Genomic DNA, 16,594 nt, shown 5'->3' on the forward strand with positions numbered 1-16,594 from the left:
CGCGCCTATGAACTTTCCAGGAAGATTTACCAGTGGCGTGCTCATGCTGTTAACCAGCTGCGCAGCGCTGGCGCAAAGTGAATTGGATGTGCGGATCAAACCGTCCAACGATGAACTCAAGGCCAATATAGAAGGCTATATCGGCAGCCTCGGCGATCGTGACGAAGAAGCCTTGCAGCGCTTCAGTCGCGGCGCCGAAGAGCAGGCGCGCAAGGCCGCCCAGGCCTTGGGCTACTACCAGCCGCACATCGAGAGTGACGTGAAGGGCGGCGAAAAACCGCGCCTGGTGCTGAACATCGATCCCGGCGAGCCGATTCGCCTGCGCAATGTCACCGTGCGGGTCGACGGACCCGCTGCCGCCCTCAAAGCCTTTCGCGTACCGAAAAGCGACGTGCTCAAGCCCGGCGCCGTGCTCAACCATGGTCGCTATGAGGACGCCAAGCGCTTGATCCAGAATCAGGCCTCGCGCTACGGCTTCTTCAGCGGTCGTTTCACCAGCCAGAAATTGATGGTCGATCCCCGCGCCGGGGTCGCCGATGTTGAATTGATCTACGAAAGCGGCCCGCGTTATGCGCTGGGCAAAGTCAGTTTCGAAGGCGATACGCCGTTCGACGAAGACCTGCTGCAACGCATGGTGCCGTTCAAGGCCGGCGAACCGTATGACTCCGAGCTGATCGCCGAACTCAATCGTGACCTGCAATCGAGCGGTTATTTCGAAGGCGTGCGGGTCGATGCCGCACCGACCGCCGCGAAAAACGATGTGATCCCGGTGGACGTCAAACTCGAAACTCGCAAGCCGCGCACCATGGGCCTCGGCCTCGGTTATTCCACCGACGTCGGCCCGCGAATCAAGGCCAACTGGACCCGCCATTGGGTCAACCCGCAAGGCGACAGCTACGGCTGGGAAGCCGAACTCTCGGCGCCACGGCAGAACGTCGGCCTGTTCTATGACATTCCGCTGGACCCGCCGCTGACCGACAAACTGCGCTGGGCCGGTGGTTATCAGTACGAAAATATCGACGGCTCCGACACCCTGAGCAAACTGCTGACCTTCGGCCCTGAGTGGCACAGCAAATTGCCCAGTGGCTGGCAGCGGGTGATTTCGCTGAAATGGCAGCGTGAGGAATATCAACTGGGCGACGACTCCGGTCTCAGCAACCTGTTGATGCCCGGCGTCAGCTATTCCTACCTCAAGAGCGACAACCGCATCGACCCGCACAATGGTTATCGCCTGACGTTTGAATCCAAGGTGGCCAAGGAAGGTCTGGCTTCGGACACCAACCTCTTATATGGCACCGCATTGATCAAAGGCCTGACCACGGTATTCGACAATCACCGTTTCCTCGGTCGGGTGCAGGTCGGCGGCAGCGCCACCAACGGTTACAAATCGGTGCCGCCGTCGCTGCGCTTCTTCGCCGGTGGCGATCAGAGCGTGCGCGGTTACGACTATCAGAGCCTGTCCCCGGAAAACGCCGAGGGCGACCGCATCGGCGGGCGCTACATGATTGCCGGCAGCGTCGAGTACCAATACTCGATCGCTGAAAAATGGCGGATCGCGACCTTCGTCGACCAGGGCAACTCCTTCAACAAACTCGAACTGCCGAACCTCAAGACCGGGGTCGGTATCGGTGTGCGCTGGGTTTCGCCGGTGGGGCCGATCCGCCTCGACCTGGCCCACGCGCTGGACGACGATGGCGGCATCCGGCTGCACTTTTCCATGGGGCCTGAGCTGTGAAGCGTGGTTTGAAAATTTCGGCGTTGGCGCTGTTGTCGCTGGTGCTGCTGATTGTATTGAGCGTTACCGCTGTGCTCGGAACGCAGGCCGGCAGCCGTTGGGTGCTGGGGCTGGTTCCGGGTTTGAGTGTCGACAACTTTCAGGGTCGCCTGGGAGGGCGGTGGAGCGCCGATCATTTGCTCTGGCAGCAGGACGGCAGCCGCGTCGAGCTGAGCAAGCCGATCTTCGAATGGTCGCCGCTGTGCCTGACACGCATGACGCTGTGCATCGAACAGCTCAAGGCCGATCAGGTCAGCCTGCAATTCCCGCCCGGCGAAGAAACCAGCGACAGCGGCCCGATCAAGTTGCCGGATCTGCAATTGCCCGTGGCCATCGAACTGGGCGACGTGCAAGTCGGCAGCCTGTTGTTCAACGGCAGCGAACAGCTCAAAGGCCTGCAACTCGCGGCGCACTGGACCGCCAAAGGCCTGCAGATCGACAGCGTTAAACTGCAACGTGACGACCTGAGCCTGAACCTCTCCGGCCTGTTGCAACCCACCGGCAACTGGCCGCTGAACATCGCCGGCGATCTGACCCTGCCGTCTCCGGGCACCGGCCCATGGACGCTGGCACTCAAAGTCGACGGCGATCTGCTCAAGACCCTGAATCTGCACGCCGACAGCCGTGGCTACCTCGACGGCCAGTTGAGCGGCGAGTTGCAACCGCTGGCAGAAAACCTGCCGGCCAAGGTGCGTATCACTTCGGAGGCGTTCAAACCGAGCGCCGACCTGCCGGACACCCTGCAACTCAATCAACTGGTATTGACCGGCGAAGGCGACCTGAAAAATGGTTACCAATTGCTCGGCAATGCGACGCTGCCTGCCGATAAAGGCCCGGTGGCGCTGCTGCTCAAGGGCAAGGTCGACGCCAAGGGCGCACAGATTGCCGGCCTCGACCTGACGGCCAATGACAAACAAAGCCTCAAACTCACCGGTAATGTCGACTGGAGCAAAGGCCTCAGCGCCCAGGCCAACATCAACTGGCAGGATTTTCCGTGGCATCGGCTCTATTCCGAGATCGACGAGCCGCAAGTCGCTCTGCGCACGTTCAACGGCGAAGTCTCCTACACCGACGGCCAATACCTCGGCAATTTCGCCGCCGCGCTGGATGGCCCGGCGGGGGCGTTCAGCCTGAGCAGTCCGTTCAGCGGCAACCTCAAGCAGATCTTCCTGCCGCAATTCAAACTCGAAGCGGGGCAGGGCAAGGCCGAAGGGCATGTGAACGTGCAGTTCGCCGACGGTGTTGCGTGGGATACGGCGCTGGAACTGTCCGCGCTCAACCCGGCGTACTGGATGGCGGAATTGCCGGGCACATTGGCGGGGCCATTGAAAAGCACAGGCGAAATGAAGAACGAGCGCCTGAGCCTCAACGCTGACCTCGACCTCAAAGGCAAACTGCGTGGGCAACCGGCGGTGCTGCAAGCCAAGGCTGACGGCGCGGGCGAGCAGTGGAATCTGAATGCCCTGCAAATCCGCCTCGGCGACAACAGCATCAATGGCAAGGGCAGCCTGCAACAGAAGCTCACCGGGCAGATCGACATCAAGCTGCCGCGTCTGGCCCAGCTCTGGCCGCAGCTGCGCGGGCAGATCAACGGTCGGGTCGATGTCGCCGGCACGTTGAAAGCACCGCAAGGCAAGCTCGATTTGCAAGGCTCGCAACTGGTGTTCCAGGACAATCGCCTGCAAAGCCTCAACCTCGACGCCACGCTCGACAGCGCGCAACGGGCGAAAATCGATCTCAAGGGCAGCGGCATTCAGGCCGGCGACACGTCGCTGGGCACCCTGACCGCCAGCGCTCAGGGCGATATCAAAAATCAGAAGCTCACTCTCGACCTGCTCGGACCGAAGCTGAAACTCGCGCTGGGCCTGGACGGCAATCTGGACAAAGGCAACTGGCGCGGGCGTCTGGCCAGCGGCGACATTCAGGCCGGCGGTCAGGACTGGAAGCTGCAAAACCCGGCCAAACTCGAACGTCTGGCCGACGGCAAGATCAACTTCGGCGCCCATTGCTGGATGTCCGGCAATGCCAGCCTGTGCGGCGAAGACCAGCGGTTGATGCCGGAGCCGAAGCTGCGTTACCACCTCAAGCAGTTCCCGATCGAAAGCCTGGCGCAGTGGCTGCCCAAGGATTTCGCCTGGCAGGGCAAGCTCAATGCCGACCTGCAACTGGACCTGCCGGCCAGCGGTCCGAACGGCCAGATCAGCGTCGATGCCAGCGGCGGCACCTTGCGCATGAAGGAAAAGGATCAGTGGCTGGACTTCCCGTACCAGACCCTCAAGCTCACCAGCAAACTCACGCCGAAACGCATCGACACCGACCTCAACTTCGTCGGCGGCAAGCTCGGTGAACTGATGGTGCAGGCGCAGCTCAATCCGCTGCCGAAGAACAAACCGCTGAATGGCTCGTTCCGCCTCAGCGGGCTGGACCTGTCGGTGGCGCGGCCGTTTGTGCCGATGGTCGAGAAACTCACCGGACGCCTGAACGGCAGCGGCACGATTTCCGGCGGATTGCTTGCGCCGCTGGTCAACGGCACTGTGCAACTCAGTGACGGCGAAGTGTCCGGCCCGGAACTGCCGCTGGAATTGCAGGCACTGCAACTGCAAGCGGTGATCGCCGGGGAAACCGTGCAATTGAACGGCGGCTGGAAAAGCGGCAAGGCCGGGCAGGGCAGCCTCAGCGGCAACGTCGCCTGGGGTCAGGCGCTGGTGGTGGATCTGGCGCTCAAGGGCACACAATTGCCGGTCACCGTCGAGCCCTACGCCAAGCTTGAAGTGGCGCCGGACTTGAAGATTTCCATGGCTGGCGATGAGCTGGCGATTGCCGGCAAGGTGCTGGTGCCCAGAGGCGAAATCACCGTGCGCGAATTGCCGCCATCGACGGTGAAAGTCTCCGATGACACGATCATCGTTGGCGCGCAGACCGAAGAGGGCAAACCGCCGCTGGCCATGAAGATGGACATCGACGTGGTGGTCGGTGAGGACAAGCTGAGCTTTGCCGGATTCGGCCTGACCGCCAACCTGCAAGGTCATGTGCACATCGGCGACAACCTGGACACCCGTGGCGAGCTGTGGCTCAACGACGGTAAATACCGCGCCTACGGCCAGCGCCTGACAGTGCGCCGCGCGCGTCTGCTGTTTGCCGGGCCGATCGATCAGCCGTATCTGGACATCGAAGCGATCCGCCAGACCGACGACGTGATCGCCGGTATTCGCCTGAGCGGCAGCGCCGAGCAGCCGACCACGCAGATCTTCTCCGAGCCGGCGATGAGCCAGGAGCAGGCGTTGTCCTATCTGGTGCTGGGGCGCCCGCTGAGTACCACCGGCGAGGACAACAACATGCTCGCGCAAGCGGCGCTCGGTCTGGGCCTGATGGGCAGTTCCGGGGTCACCAGCGGTCTGGCCAAGGACCTGGGGATTCAGGATTTCCAGCTCGACACCCAGGGCAGCGGCAACACCACCAGCGTGGTGGCCAGCGGCAATATCTCCGAGAAGCTCAGCTTGCGTTACGGCGTCGGCGTGTTCGAACCGGCCAACACCATCGCCTTGCGCTACAAGCTGAGCAAAAAGGTCTACCTGGAAGCCGCCAGCGGCGTGGCCAGTTCGCTGGATATCTTCTACAAGCGGGACTTCTAGACCGCATTCCTACAGAGCCGGTTCGTGTCACCACGATCCGGCTCTTTTTTGATGTATTAGACTGATCTCAGCTTGATGGCTGCAAAGTGCGGCTGCCCGAAACGCCCCGGGGGCGCCTATGGTCCGTTTGAGTATGGTCTTGCTCGGTAACGACTTTGTCCGCCGGCGCTGGTCAGCACTGGCGCTGACCGGCGTTGTCTGGGGCGCGGCCGGCGTGGCCATTTTCATCGATGCGCTGGACGGCGTTCTGTATTTCCCGCTGCATGTGTTCGGCTATCTGTTGTTGCTCGAAGCCCTGATCATTCTGCTGGTGCCGGCCCCGCAAGCTGGCACCGCGGCGGTTTTGCGCAGGGCGCGGGGCCTGGCTTTTCTGCTGCTGGGGCTGCTGATCGTCGACCGGCAACATGTCGCCGGGGTGATTCTCGCGGTGCTGTTCGGTGTGGCTTTCCTGCTCGACGGCGGTTTTCGCCTGGCGGCTGCGGTGGTGGTGCGCTTTGTCGGTTGGCAGGTGTCACTGCTGGTGGCGCTGTTCGAGATTGGCTTCGCGTTGTTCCTCCTCGAACCGTACCCGACGCTTTACAAGGGGACAGTGCCGTTCTGCATTGGCATGAGCATCTTTCTCTCGGGTTGTGCCTTGTTGCAGCAGGCATTGCGGTTCAAGAACGGGCATACGCCGGTGACGCCGTCCCCGGTGTGCAAACCGACCTACGGTGACGCGTTGGTCATCCATGTCTGGACCCCCAGCGGCACCGTTGACGACACCCTGGTGCGCAACCGGCTGCTCAACCGTTATATCGCCGCAGTCGACATCAACGGCGTCATCTCCGCCGGCCACGCGGCACTGGAGTGTGGGCCGGACCTCTACATCAGCCATTACCCGCTGGACGACATCGATCGTTCGGCGGGGGATTTCGTGCGGTTGCTGCGGGCCACGCCGAACAATGACGTGGCCGGGCGGTTTCTGCCGGACTACGCGAGCGAAGTGGCCGACTGGTGCCCGTCGTCGGTTCAGGTCAGTTTCGTGCATTACGATGCCGCACGGCTTCATGCGTTCTGGGCGGATTATCGGCAGAACACCACCTACAACCTCACCAGCCGCAACTGTTCGAGTGCCGTCGCGCATAGCCTGGAAGCGGCGCTGGAAGGCGCGATGAACCGGGGCCATTCGAGCATGCTGGATTTTGCCCGGGTCATCATCAGTCCTGAATTCTGGGTCGCGGCACAGGTGCGCAAGCGCGCCGAGGCCATGGCCTGGACGCCGGGGTTGCTGCTCGATTATGTGTGGGCGCTGCATGCCGCCATCGAGCCGACGCCGCCGGGCTGGCACAGCATTTATGCGGTAGCCAAACGCGCCTGTGGTTATGCGGCAACTGCTTTGCGTGGGCGGGAAGTCCATCCCCTTCACCCGCCATCGATGAATCATCCCTCTGACAAATCCTGAGCGTGATCCGCGCGCAATGCGCCCTTGTTCAGCCACGCTAGCCCAGCCATTTATCCGCCAATTACAAAGCAACCTAACTATTACGTTGACATTCGCTGCCTAGGCAGTAATATCTCGACATACATTCACTGCCTAGGCAGTTATTAGGTGAGCACATGAAGCATTTCACCCCCGACGAATTCAAGCATTGCCATCTCGGCCTGTTGCTCGGCCGTGCGGCCTTGCTCAAGGACAAGATCATCGACACCCACATGGAACCCCACGGCATCACTGCCGCGCAGTTCAAGGTGTTGATCATCATGGCTCAGTTCGGCGTCGATACCCCGGCCGAGCTGTGCCGGCACCTGTCGCTGGACAGCGGTTCGATGACCCGAATGCTCGACCGCCTGGAGCAGAAAGGTTTCCTGATTCGCCAACGCAGCGAAGGCGATCGCCGTCAGGTGCAACTGAAACTCACCGAACAAGGCCAGCAACTGGCCGATCGCCTGCCGCACATCGGTGCCGACGCCATGAACGAACTGGCCGGCGCCGTGACCCCGGACGAGTTGAAAACCCTGGAATACATCCTCAAGAAAATTTTGCTGGCGGCCGGTGACCCGATCACCATCCAGCGGTTAGGTGAACACAATGAGCGGTAAAACCTTGCGCAGCAGCCTGACACTGGTGTTGTCGGCGATGATCCTCGCCGGTTGCGCCAACTACAGTGGCCTCGATACCCAAGGCGCCAGCCTCGACGCGAAAACCCTGAAGACCGGGCAATCGCTCAATGGCGTCACTCTGTCCCAGGCCGCTTGGCCGAAGAGCGACTGGTGGACCAGCCTCGGCGATTCGCAGCTTGACGGTCTGATTCGCGAAGCCCTGCACGACAGCCCGGACATGCAGATCGCCGACGCCCGCGCCCATCAGGCCAGCGCCGCCGCGTATGCCGCCGATGCCGAGCGTTACCCGACCCTCGACGCCAGCGCCGGCATTACGCGCTCGCGCCTGGCCAAGGATCAGGATCCGCGAGGGCAGGGCGATGCCTACGCCACTACGCGCAATATCAGCGCCGGCTTCAATTACAACTTCGACCTCTGGGGCGGTCAGCGTGACGCCTGGGAAGCCGCACTTGGCCAGGCCCGCGCCGCTGAAGTCGACCGTCAGGCCGCGCAATTGACCCTGGCCGCCGACGTGGCCCGGGCCTACAGCGATCTGGGGCAGGCGCACATCGTTTATGACCTGGCGACCGAAGATCTCAAGCGCACCAAGCAGATGCTCGACCTGAGCCAGCGTCGCCTGAGTTCCGGGATCGACAGTCAGTACCAGTTCCAGCAGACCCAAAGCCTGGAAGCCAGCTCAGAAGCCAGCCTGATCGACGCCGAAAAGCGCCTGAACAGCGCGAAAATCGCCCTGGCCGTATTGCTCGGCAAAGGCCCGGATCGCGGCAACGAAATCGCCCGACCGAAAGTCCTGCAGGCCAGCGCCGTAGCGCTGCCGTCTGTTCTGCCGGCGGAACTGCTGGGCCGTCGCCCGGATCTGGTCGCCGCACGCTGGCGTGTCGAGGCCGCGAGCAAGGACATCGACTCGGCCAAGACCCGCTTCTATCCCAACCTGAACCTTACGGCGTCCGCCGGTGCCGAATCGTTATTGGGTGACGCGATGTTCGGGTCCGCCAGCCGTTTCTTCAACATCGCCCCGACCATTTCGCTGCCGATCTTCGACGGTGGACGCTTGCGCGCCAACCTCGATGCACGCGACGCCGACTACGACCTGGCCGTGGCGCAGTACAACAAAAGCCTGGTGAAAGCCTTGGGCGATGTCAGCGACACGATCAATCAGTTGCGTGACATCGGCCGGCAGATCGGCGCCCAGCAGCACGCGACCGACATTGCCCAGGATTCTTACAACACCGTGGTCCAGCGTTACGGTTCCGGCATCGGCAACTACCTGGACGTGCTCAGCATCGAGCAGCAATTGCTGCAGGCCCAGCGTCAGCTGGCCAACCTGAATGCCGAGCAGATCGACCTGTCGATTCAACTGATGCAAGCGCTGGGTGGCGGCTTTCAGGGGCAAACCCTGACCACTGCCAACGCCAGCCCAGCCACCACGCACAACTAATTCAAGGTATTTGTCATGGCCACTGCCGAAAACACTCAAGCTCAAGACAACACCCCCGACACCGGCAATCCGCGCAAACGCAAAGTGATGCTGGTGGTGCTGGCCGTTGTGGTTGCCCTCGCCGGTGCCGGCGTCTGGGCGTATCACGAATTCGTCGGGCGCTGGAACGAAAGCACCGATGACGCCTACGTCAACGGCAACGTCGTGGAAATCACCCCGCTGGTCACCGGCACCGTGGTCAGCATCGGCGCCGACGATGGCGATCTGGTTCACGAAGGTCAGGTGCTGGTCAATTTCGACCCGAACGACGCCGAAGTCGGTCTGCAAAGTGCCCAGGCCAAACTGGCGCGTACCGTGCGTCAGGTTCGCGGTCTGTACAGCAACGTTGACGGCATGAAAGCCCAGGTCAATGCGCAACAGGCTAACGTGCAGAAAGCCCAGGACAACTTCAATCGCCGGAAAAACCTCGCCGCTGGCGGCGCGATTTCCCAGGAAGAGCTGTCCCACGCTCGCGACGACCTGACCTCGGCGCAAAACGCCCTGGCCAACGCTCAGCAGCAACTGAAAACCACCAGCGCGCTGGTCGATGACACTGTGGTCTCGTCGCATCCGGACGTGATGTCGGCCGCGGCCGATCTGCGTCAGGCCTACCTGACCAACGCTCGCAGCACCCTGATCGCGCCGGTTACCGGTTACGTTGCCAAACGCACCGTGCAACTCGGCCAGCGCGTGCAGCCGGGCACCGCGCTGATGGCAGTGATTCCGCTGGATCAGCTGTGGATCGACGCCAACTTCAAGGAAACCCAGCTGCGTGACATGCGCATCGGCCAGCCGGTGGACATTGAATCCGACATCTACGGTAGCGACGTGAAATTCAGCGGCACCGTCGACAGCCTCGGTGCGGGCACCGGCAGCGCCTTCGCACTGTTGCCGGCGCAGAACGCCACCGGTAACTGGATCAAGATCGTGCAACGTGTACCGGTGCGGATTCACGTCAATGCCGAAGAACTGGCCAAGCACCCGCTGCGCGTCGGTCTGTCGACCAATGTCGAGGTCAACCTGCACGACCAGAGCGGCCCGGTACTGGCCCAGCAGCCGCCGCAACAGGCCTCGTTCAGCACCAGCGTCTACGACCGCCAACTGGGTGAAGCCGACGCGATGATCGCCCAACTGATCCACGACAACAGCGCTGCGGTCAGCAAGACCGCGCAACGCTGATTCGCCAATCCCTTCGCCGCGCCCCGTAACGGGCGCGGCGCCCGTCCCCGCTCCAAAAAATTCGGCTCCAAAGGATTCGCGATGAGCAATAACGCCTCTTTTTCGCCGCCCAGCCTGTTGCTCAGCACCATCGGCCTGTCGCTGGCGACCTTCATGCAAGTGCTCGACACCACCATCGCCAACGTGGCGCTGCCGACCATTTCCGGCAACCTCGGCGTGAGTTCGGAGCAGGGCACCTGGGTCATCACCTCGTTTGCCGTGAGCAACGCCATCGCGCTGCCGCTTACCGGCTGGCTGAGCCGGCGTTTCGGCGAGGTGAAGCTGTTTCTCTGGGCCACCATGCTGTTCGTGCTGGCCTCGTTTCTCTGCGGTATTTCCACCTCGATGCCCGAACTGATTGGCTTCCGTGTCCTGCAAGGGCTGGTGGCCGGGCCGCTTTATCCGATGACCCAGACGCTGCTGATCGCGGTGTATCCACCCGCCAGGCGCGGCATGGCCCTGGCGTTACTGGCGATGGTCACGGTAGTGGCGCCGATTGCCGGTCCGATTCTCGGCGGCTGGATCACTGACAGTTACAGCTGGCCGTGGATCTTCTTCATCAACGTGCCGATTGGCGTGTTCGCGGTGATGGTGGTGCGTTCGCAATTGGCGAAACGCCCCGTGGTCACCAGCCGTCAACCGATGGACTACGTCGGGCTGATCACGCTGATCATCGGCGTGGGTGCCTTGCAGGTGATCCTCGATAAGGGCAACGACCTGGACTGGTTCGAATCGAACTTCATCATCATCGGCGCGGCCATTTCGGTGATTGCCCTGGCGGTGTTCGTGATCTGGGAAATGACCGACCAGCATCCGGTGGTCAATCTGCGTCTGTTCGCCCACCGCAACTTCCGCATCGGCACACTGGTGCTGGTGTTGGGTTACGCCGGGTTCTTCGGCATCAACCTGATCCTGCCGCAATGGTTGCAGACCCAGATGGGCTACACCGCGACCTGGGCCGGTCTGGCGGTGGCGCCGATCGGTATTCTGCCGGTGGTGTTGTCACCGTTTGTCGGCAAGTACGCGCACAAGTTCGACCTGCGACTGTTGGCCGGGCTGGCGTTCCTGGCGATCGGCCTGAGCTGCTTCATGCGTGCCGGGTTCACCAACGAGGTGGACTTCCAGCACATCGCCTTGGTGCAGTTGTTCATGGGTATCGGCGTGGCGCTGTTCTTCATGCCGACCCTGAGCATCCTGATGTCGGACCTGCCGCCGAGCCAGATTGCCGACGGCGCCGGTCTGGCGACATTCCTGCGGACATTGGGCGGCAGCTTTGCGGCGTCCTTGACTACGTGGATCTGGATTCGCCGGGCGGATCAGCATCATGCGTACATGAGTGAGAGCATCAGCACTTATGAGCCGGCGACCCGTGAAGCACTGAACAATCTGGGTGGGGCGGGTAATCCGGCGTATGCGCAGCTTGATCATGTGCTGACTAGTCAGGCGTACATGCTCTCCACCGTGGATTACTTCACGCTGCTGGGGTGGGGGTTCATGGGGTTGATTCTGATTGTGTGGCTGGCTAAGCCGCCGTTTGCCGCAAAAGCAGGCCCTGCCGCCAGCGGTCACTGAGTCGGCGAGATCGTTCCCACGCTCTGCGTGGGAATGCAGCCCGGGACGCTCCGCGTCCCATGCCGAAGCGGACGCGGAGCGTCCATTGAGGCATTCCCACGCAGAGCGTGGGAACGATCATCAAACGGTGGCAGGGGCGGGCAGTGAAGGCGGCGGTGCAAAATCAAACGGCGCCAACGCAAACCCGTTCTCATCCACCTGTAACGCCCAGCCCTGTCGATCCCAATCCCCCAGCACAATCCGTTTCGCCGCTTGATCGCCGATCTGCAACTTGTGGATGGCCGGTCGGTGGGTATGCCCGTGAATCAGGGTTTTCACCCCGTATTCCTGCATGATCCGCGGAATTTCCTCCGGCGTGACATCGACGATGTCGTTAGCCTTCATCCGCGTTTGCGCCCGGCTTTCACTGCGCAGCTTGCGCGCCAGTTTGTGGCGGGTGCGCAAGGGCAGGTTGCGCAGGATGAACAGGCTCAGCGGATTGCGCAGGTAGCGGCGCAGCTTCATATAGGCTTCGTCGCGGGTGCACAGGCTGTCGCCGTGCATCAGCAGCACCGGCTCGCCGTAAAACTGCACGACACTTGGATCCTTCAACAGCGTACAGCCGGCCTGTTTGCAGAAGGCCTTGCCGAGCATGAAGTCGCGATTGCCGTGCATCAGAAAAATGGCCGTGCCGCTGTCGCTGAGTTCGCGCAGGGCCTGGCAGATGGAGCGCTGGAAGGGTGTCATGGCATCGTCGCCAATCCACGCCTCGAAAAAGTCGCCCAGAATGTACAGCGCACTCGCCGAGCGGGCGCGTCCGACGAGCAAATCCAGAAACGCCCGGGTAATGTCCGGGCGCTCCTCTTCCAGATGCAAGTCTGAAATCAGCAATATCACGCTTCGATGATCTCGGCTTTCTCGATGATCACGTCGTCGCTTGGTACGTCCTGGTGGCCAGCTTTGGAACCGGTCGAGACTTTCTTGATGCTGTCGACAACATCAGTACCGGCGGTCACTTTACCGAACACCGCGTAGCCCCAGCCTTGAACGTTCTTGCCGCTGTGGTTCAGGAAGCTGTTATCGGCCACGTTGATGAAGAACTGCGCGGAGGCCGAATGCGGCTCCATGGTGCGGGCCATGGCGATGGTGTACTTGTCGTTGGAAAGACCGTTGTCGGCTTCGTTCTGGATGCTTGGACGCTTGTCTTTCTTTTCCTTCATGCCTGGCTCGAAACCGCCGCCCTGGATCATGAAGTTACCGATGACACGGTGGAAAACGGTGTTTTCGTAGTGACCGGCTTTGACGTACTCGATGAAGTTGGCCACGGTGATCGGGGCTTTTTCAGCGTTCAGTTCGATGACGATGTCACCGTGGTTGGTGGTCAGTTTGACTTGAGTCATGGTCAGTACTCTTTATAAGGAATTCGTGGTTTTGGAGCCTCAGGCCCCGCAACCGGTTCAGCCTGCTTCGGCCAAGGTGCGCAGTTTAGCGTGACAGGCGCGAATTTCGAGGCTGTTTTTCAAATCCCTGCGATTAAATGCGCTCCTTTATAAGGCCTGCTCTGTCAGCCCCTTGACAGCATCGGCTATGATAGCGGCTTTGTTTTGTCTGGCCCCTCTTTGCGGCCGCGCACATGTAAGTCAAGGATCCTAATGAGCAAGCCCACTGTCGACCCTACCTCGAATGCCAAGTCCGGCCCTGCCGTGCCGGTCAACTTCCTGCGGCCGATCATCCAGGCAGACCTGGACTCGGGCAAGCACACGCAGATCGTTACCCGTTTTCCGCCTGAGCCCAACGGCTACCTGCACATCGGCCACGCCAAGTCGATCTGCGTGAACTTCGGCCTGGCCCAGGAGTTCGGCGGCGTCACGCACCTGCGTTTCGACGACACCAACCCGGCCAAGGAAGACCAGGAATACATCGACGCGATCGAAAGCGACGTCAAATGGCTGGGCTTCGAATGGTCCGGCGAAGTGCGCTACGCCTCGCAATACTTCGACCAGTTGCACGACTGGGCCGTTGAACTGATCAAGGCCGGCAAGGCCTACGTCGACGACCTGACGCCTGAACAGGCCAAGGAATACCGCGGCAGCCTGACCGAGCCGGGCAAGAACAGCCCGTTCCGCGACCGTTCGGTGGAAGAGAACCTGGACTGGTTCGCCCGCATGCGCGCCGGTGAGTTCCCGGACGGTGCCCGCGTACTGCGCGCCAAGATCGACATGGCCTCGCCGAACATGAACCTGCGCGACCCGATCATGTACCGCATCCGCCACGCTCATCACCATCAGACCGGTGACAAGTGGTGCATCTACCCGAACTACGACTTCACCCACGGTCAGTCGGACGCCATCGAAGGCATCACCCACTCGATCTGCACCCTGGAGTTCGAAAGCCATCGTCCGCTGTACGAGTGGTTCCTCGACGCACTGCCAGTGCCGGCGCACCCGCGTCAGTACGAATTCAGCCGTCTGAACCTGAACTACACCATCACCAGCAAGCGCAAGCTCAAGCAACTGGTCGATGAAAAGCACGTCAACGGCTGGGACGATCCGCGCATGTCGACGCTGTCGGGCTTCCGCCGCCGTGGCTACACCCCGGCGTCGATCCGCAGCTTCTGCGACATGATCGGCACCAACCGTTCCGACGGTGTGGTCGACTTCGGCATGCTCGAATTCAGCATCCGTCAGGACCTGGACGCAAACGCCCCGCGTGCCATGTGCGTGCTGCGTCCGTTGAAAGTCGTGATCACCAACTACCCGGAAGACCAGGTCGACAACCTCGAACTGCCGCGTCATCCGCAGAAAGAAGAACTCGGCGTGCGCAAGCTGCCGTTCGCCCGTGAAATCTACATCGACCGCGATGACTTCATGGAAGAGCCGCCAAAGGGCTACAAGCGTCTGGAGCCGAACGGCGAAGTGCGTCTGCGCGGCAGCTACGTGATCCGTGCCGACGAAGCGATCAAGGACGCCGACGGCAACATCGTCGAACTGCGTTGCTCGTACGATCCGGACACCCTGGGCAAGAACCCTGAAGGCCGCAAGGTCAAGGGCGTGATCCACTGGGTGCCGGCCGCTGCCAGCATCGAGTGCGAAGTGCGTCTGTACGATCGCCTGTTCCGTTCTCCGAACCCGGAGAAGGCCGAGGACAGCGCGAGTTTCCTGGACAACATCAACCCTGATTCACTGCAAGTGCTGACCGGTTGTCGTGCCGAGCCTTCGCTGGGCAACGCACAGCCGGAAGACCGTTTTCAGTTCGAGCGCGAAGGCTACTTCGTCGCGGATATCAAGGACTCGAAACCAGGTCAGCCGGTATTCAACCGTACCGTGACCCTGCGTGATTCGTGGGGCCAGTGATCAAGTCTTAAGGAACCATCGTGCTTTCGATCTACAACACGCTCACCAAGAGCAAAGAAGTCTTCAAGCCGCTGGATGGCAACAAGGTGCGCATGTACGTCTGCGGGATGACCGTGTACGACTACTGCCACCTGGGCCATGGCCGCAGCATGGTCGCGTTCGACCTGGTGACCCGCTGGTTGCGGTTCAGCGGTTATGACCTGACCTACGTGCGCAACATCACCGACATCGACGACAAGATCATCAACCGGGCCAACGAGAACGGCGAGTCGTTCGAAGCTTTGACCGAGCGCATGATCGCGGCGATGCACGAAGACGAAGCGCGCCTGAACATCAAGAAGCCGGACATGGAGCCGCGCGCCACGGATCACATCCCTGGCATGCACGCGATGATCCAGACCCTGATCGACAAGGGTTACGCCTACGCCCCGGGCAATGGCGACGTGTACTACCGCGTCGGCAAGTTCATGGGCTATGGCAAGCTCTCGCGCAAGAAGATCGAAGACCTGCGCATCGGTGCGCGGATCGAGGTCGACGAAGCGAAGGAAGATCCGCTGGACTTCGTGCTGTGGAAAGGCGTCAAGCCGGGCGAGCCGAGCTGGGAATCGCCGTGGGGCGCCGGGCGTCCGGGCTGGCACATCGAGTGCTCGGTGATGTCCACCTGCTGCCTGGGCGAGACCTTCGACATTCATGGCGGCGGCAGCGATCTCGAGTTCCCGCACCACGAAAACGAAATCGCCCAGAGCGAAGCGGCCACCGGCAAGACCTACGCCAACGCGTGGATGCATTGCGGCATGATCCGTATCAATGGCGAGAAGATGTCCAAGTCCTTGAACAACTTCTTCACCATTCGCGACGTGCTCGACAAGTACCACCCGGAAGTCGTGCGTTACCTGCTGGTGTCGAGCCACTACCGCAGCGCGATCAACTACTCGGAAGACAACCTCAAGGACGCCAAGGGCGCACTGGAGCGTTTCTACCACGCGTTGAAAGGCCTGCCGAGCGTTGCTCCGGCTGGCGGCGAAGCGTTCGTCGAGCGTTTCACCACGGTGATGAACGACGACTTCGGCACGCCGGAAGCCTGCGCGGTGCTGTTCGAGATGGTGCGTGAGATCAACCGTCTGCGCGAGAGCGATCTCGATGCGGCGGCCGGTCTGGCGGCGCGCCTGAAAGAACTGGCCAGCGTGCTGGGTGTGTTGCAGCTCGAAGCCGATGACTTCCTGCAGGCCGGCGCCGAAGGGCGCGTGGATGCGGCTGAAGTCGACGCGCTGATCGCTGCACGTCTGGCGGCTCGGGCCGGTAAAGACTGGGCCGAATCCGACCGCATCCGCGACCAGCTCACCGCCATGGGCGTGGTGCTGGAAGACGGCAAGGGCGGCACGACCTGGCGTCTGGCTGACTGATCGCTGTAATTGCTACAAACAAAACCCGCCTTGTGCGGGTTTTTGTTTTTCTGCTGTTCAGGCGGTGGTTGCTTTTGCTCTGCGCG

The 16,594-nt window shown here is 61.5% G+C and carries 11 protein-coding genes; 9 read left to right on the forward strand and 2 right to left on the reverse strand.

The features are described 5' to 3' along the window. Positions 1-7: 7 nt before the first annotated feature. From AC07VV_RS20450 to AC07VV_RS20480, 7 genes are all read left to right on the forward strand, one after another. Complete coding sequence (locus AC07VV_RS20450) at positions 8-1,735, forward strand: autotransporter assembly complex protein TamA (protein ID WP_495037305.1); 1,728 nt, start codon at positions 8-10, stop codon at positions 1,733-1,735. Beyond that, entirely contained in the window at positions 1,732-5,406 is a 3,675-nt protein-coding gene (locus AC07VV_RS20455; RefSeq protein ID WP_495037306.1) for a translocation/assembly module TamB domain-containing protein, read from the forward strand. Before AC07VV_RS20450 ends, AC07VV_RS20455 begins: the two co-directional genes overlap by 4 nt. A gap of 118 nt (positions 5,407-5,524) precedes the next feature. Beyond that, positions 5,525-6,847, forward strand: coding sequence for a hypothetical protein (locus AC07VV_RS20460; RefSeq protein WP_495037307.1), 1,323 nt, complete (start codon positions 5,525-5,527; stop codon positions 6,845-6,847). Positions 6,848-7,002: 155 nt separating this feature from the next. Next, positions 7,003-7,485 (forward strand): MarR family winged helix-turn-helix transcriptional regulator, encoded by a 483-nt coding sequence (locus AC07VV_RS20465; protein ID WP_096822290.1) that lies wholly within the window; start codon positions 7,003-7,005, stop codon positions 7,483-7,485. Then, on the forward strand, positions 7,475-8,944 hold the full coding sequence (locus AC07VV_RS20470) for an efflux transporter outer membrane subunit (protein WP_495037308.1): 1,470 nt from the start codon (positions 7,475-7,477) through the stop codon (positions 8,942-8,944). The genes AC07VV_RS20465 and AC07VV_RS20470 overlap by 11 nt, the downstream gene beginning before the upstream one ends. Before the next feature lie 15 nt (positions 8,945-8,959). Continuing rightward, on the forward strand, positions 8,960-10,162 hold the full coding sequence (locus AC07VV_RS20475) for an HlyD family secretion protein (protein ID WP_493155840.1): 1,203 nt from the start codon (positions 8,960-8,962) through the stop codon (positions 10,160-10,162). Between the two features lie 81 nt (positions 10,163-10,243). Then, positions 10,244-11,773, forward strand: coding sequence for a DHA2 family efflux MFS transporter permease subunit (locus tag AC07VV_RS20480; protein ID WP_495037309.1), 1,530 nt, complete (start codon positions 10,244-10,246; stop codon positions 11,771-11,773). Positions 11,774-11,893: 120 nt separating this feature from the next. Here AC07VV_RS20480 and lpxH read toward each other — a convergent pair whose 3' ends face one another. After that, entirely contained in the window at positions 11,894-12,649 is a 756-nt protein-coding gene (gene lpxH / locus AC07VV_RS20485) for a UDP-2,3-diacylglucosamine diphosphatase (protein WP_495037310.1), read from the reverse strand. Beyond that, a complete protein-coding gene (locus AC07VV_RS20490) occupies positions 12,646-13,152 on the reverse strand; it encodes a peptidylprolyl isomerase (protein WP_096822285.1) in 507 nt (168 codons plus the stop codon). Before AC07VV_RS20490 ends, lpxH begins: the two co-directional genes overlap by 4 nt. A 252-nt stretch (positions 13,153-13,404) precedes the next feature. On the opposite strand from AC07VV_RS20490, the gene AC07VV_RS20495 reads away from it, so the two are divergent. Then, positions 13,405-15,105, forward strand: coding sequence for a glutamine--tRNA ligase/YqeY domain fusion protein (locus tag AC07VV_RS20495; RefSeq protein WP_096822284.1), 1,701 nt, complete (start codon positions 13,405-13,407; stop codon positions 15,103-15,105). A 20-nt stretch (positions 15,106-15,125) separates the two neighbouring features. Then, positions 15,126-16,508 carry a cysteine--tRNA ligase gene (gene cysS, locus AC07VV_RS20500; protein WP_114884053.1) on the forward strand — a complete coding sequence of 461 codons (1,383 nt, stop codon included), beginning with the start codon at positions 15,126-15,128 and terminating at the stop codon, positions 16,506-16,508. Positions 16,509-16,594 lie beyond the last annotated feature (86 nt).

The sequence above is a fragment of the Pseudomonas sp. GW821-FHT02C04 genome (assembly GCF_059421845.1).

Coding starts and splice junctions, on each gene's coding strand:
- AC07VV_RS20460 (WP_495037307.1), top strand. CDS start 5,525: ATGGTCCGTTTGAGTATGGTCTTGCTCGGTAACGACTTTGTCCGCCGG.
- AC07VV_RS20490 (WP_096822285.1), bottom strand. CDS start 13,152: ATGACTCAAGTCAAACTGACCACCAACCACGGTGACATCGTCATCGAA.
- AC07VV_RS20475 (WP_493155840.1), top strand. CDS start 8,960: ATGGCCACTGCCGAAAACACTCAAGCTCAAGACAACACCCCCGACACC.
- AC07VV_RS20470 (WP_495037308.1), top strand. CDS start 7,475: ATGAGCGGTAAAACCTTGCGCAGCAGCCTGACACTGGTGTTGTCGGCG.
- AC07VV_RS20450 (WP_495037305.1), top strand. CDS start 8: ATGAACTTTCCAGGAAGATTTACCAGTGGCGTGCTCATGCTGTTAACC.
- AC07VV_RS20495 (WP_096822284.1), top strand. CDS start 13,405: ATGAGCAAGCCCACTGTCGACCCTACCTCGAATGCCAAGTCCGGCCCT.
- AC07VV_RS20465 (WP_096822290.1), top strand. CDS start 7,003: ATGAAGCATTTCACCCCCGACGAATTCAAGCATTGCCATCTCGGCCTG.
- AC07VV_RS20480 (WP_495037309.1), top strand. CDS start 10,244: ATGAGCAATAACGCCTCTTTTTCGCCGCCCAGCCTGTTGCTCAGCACC.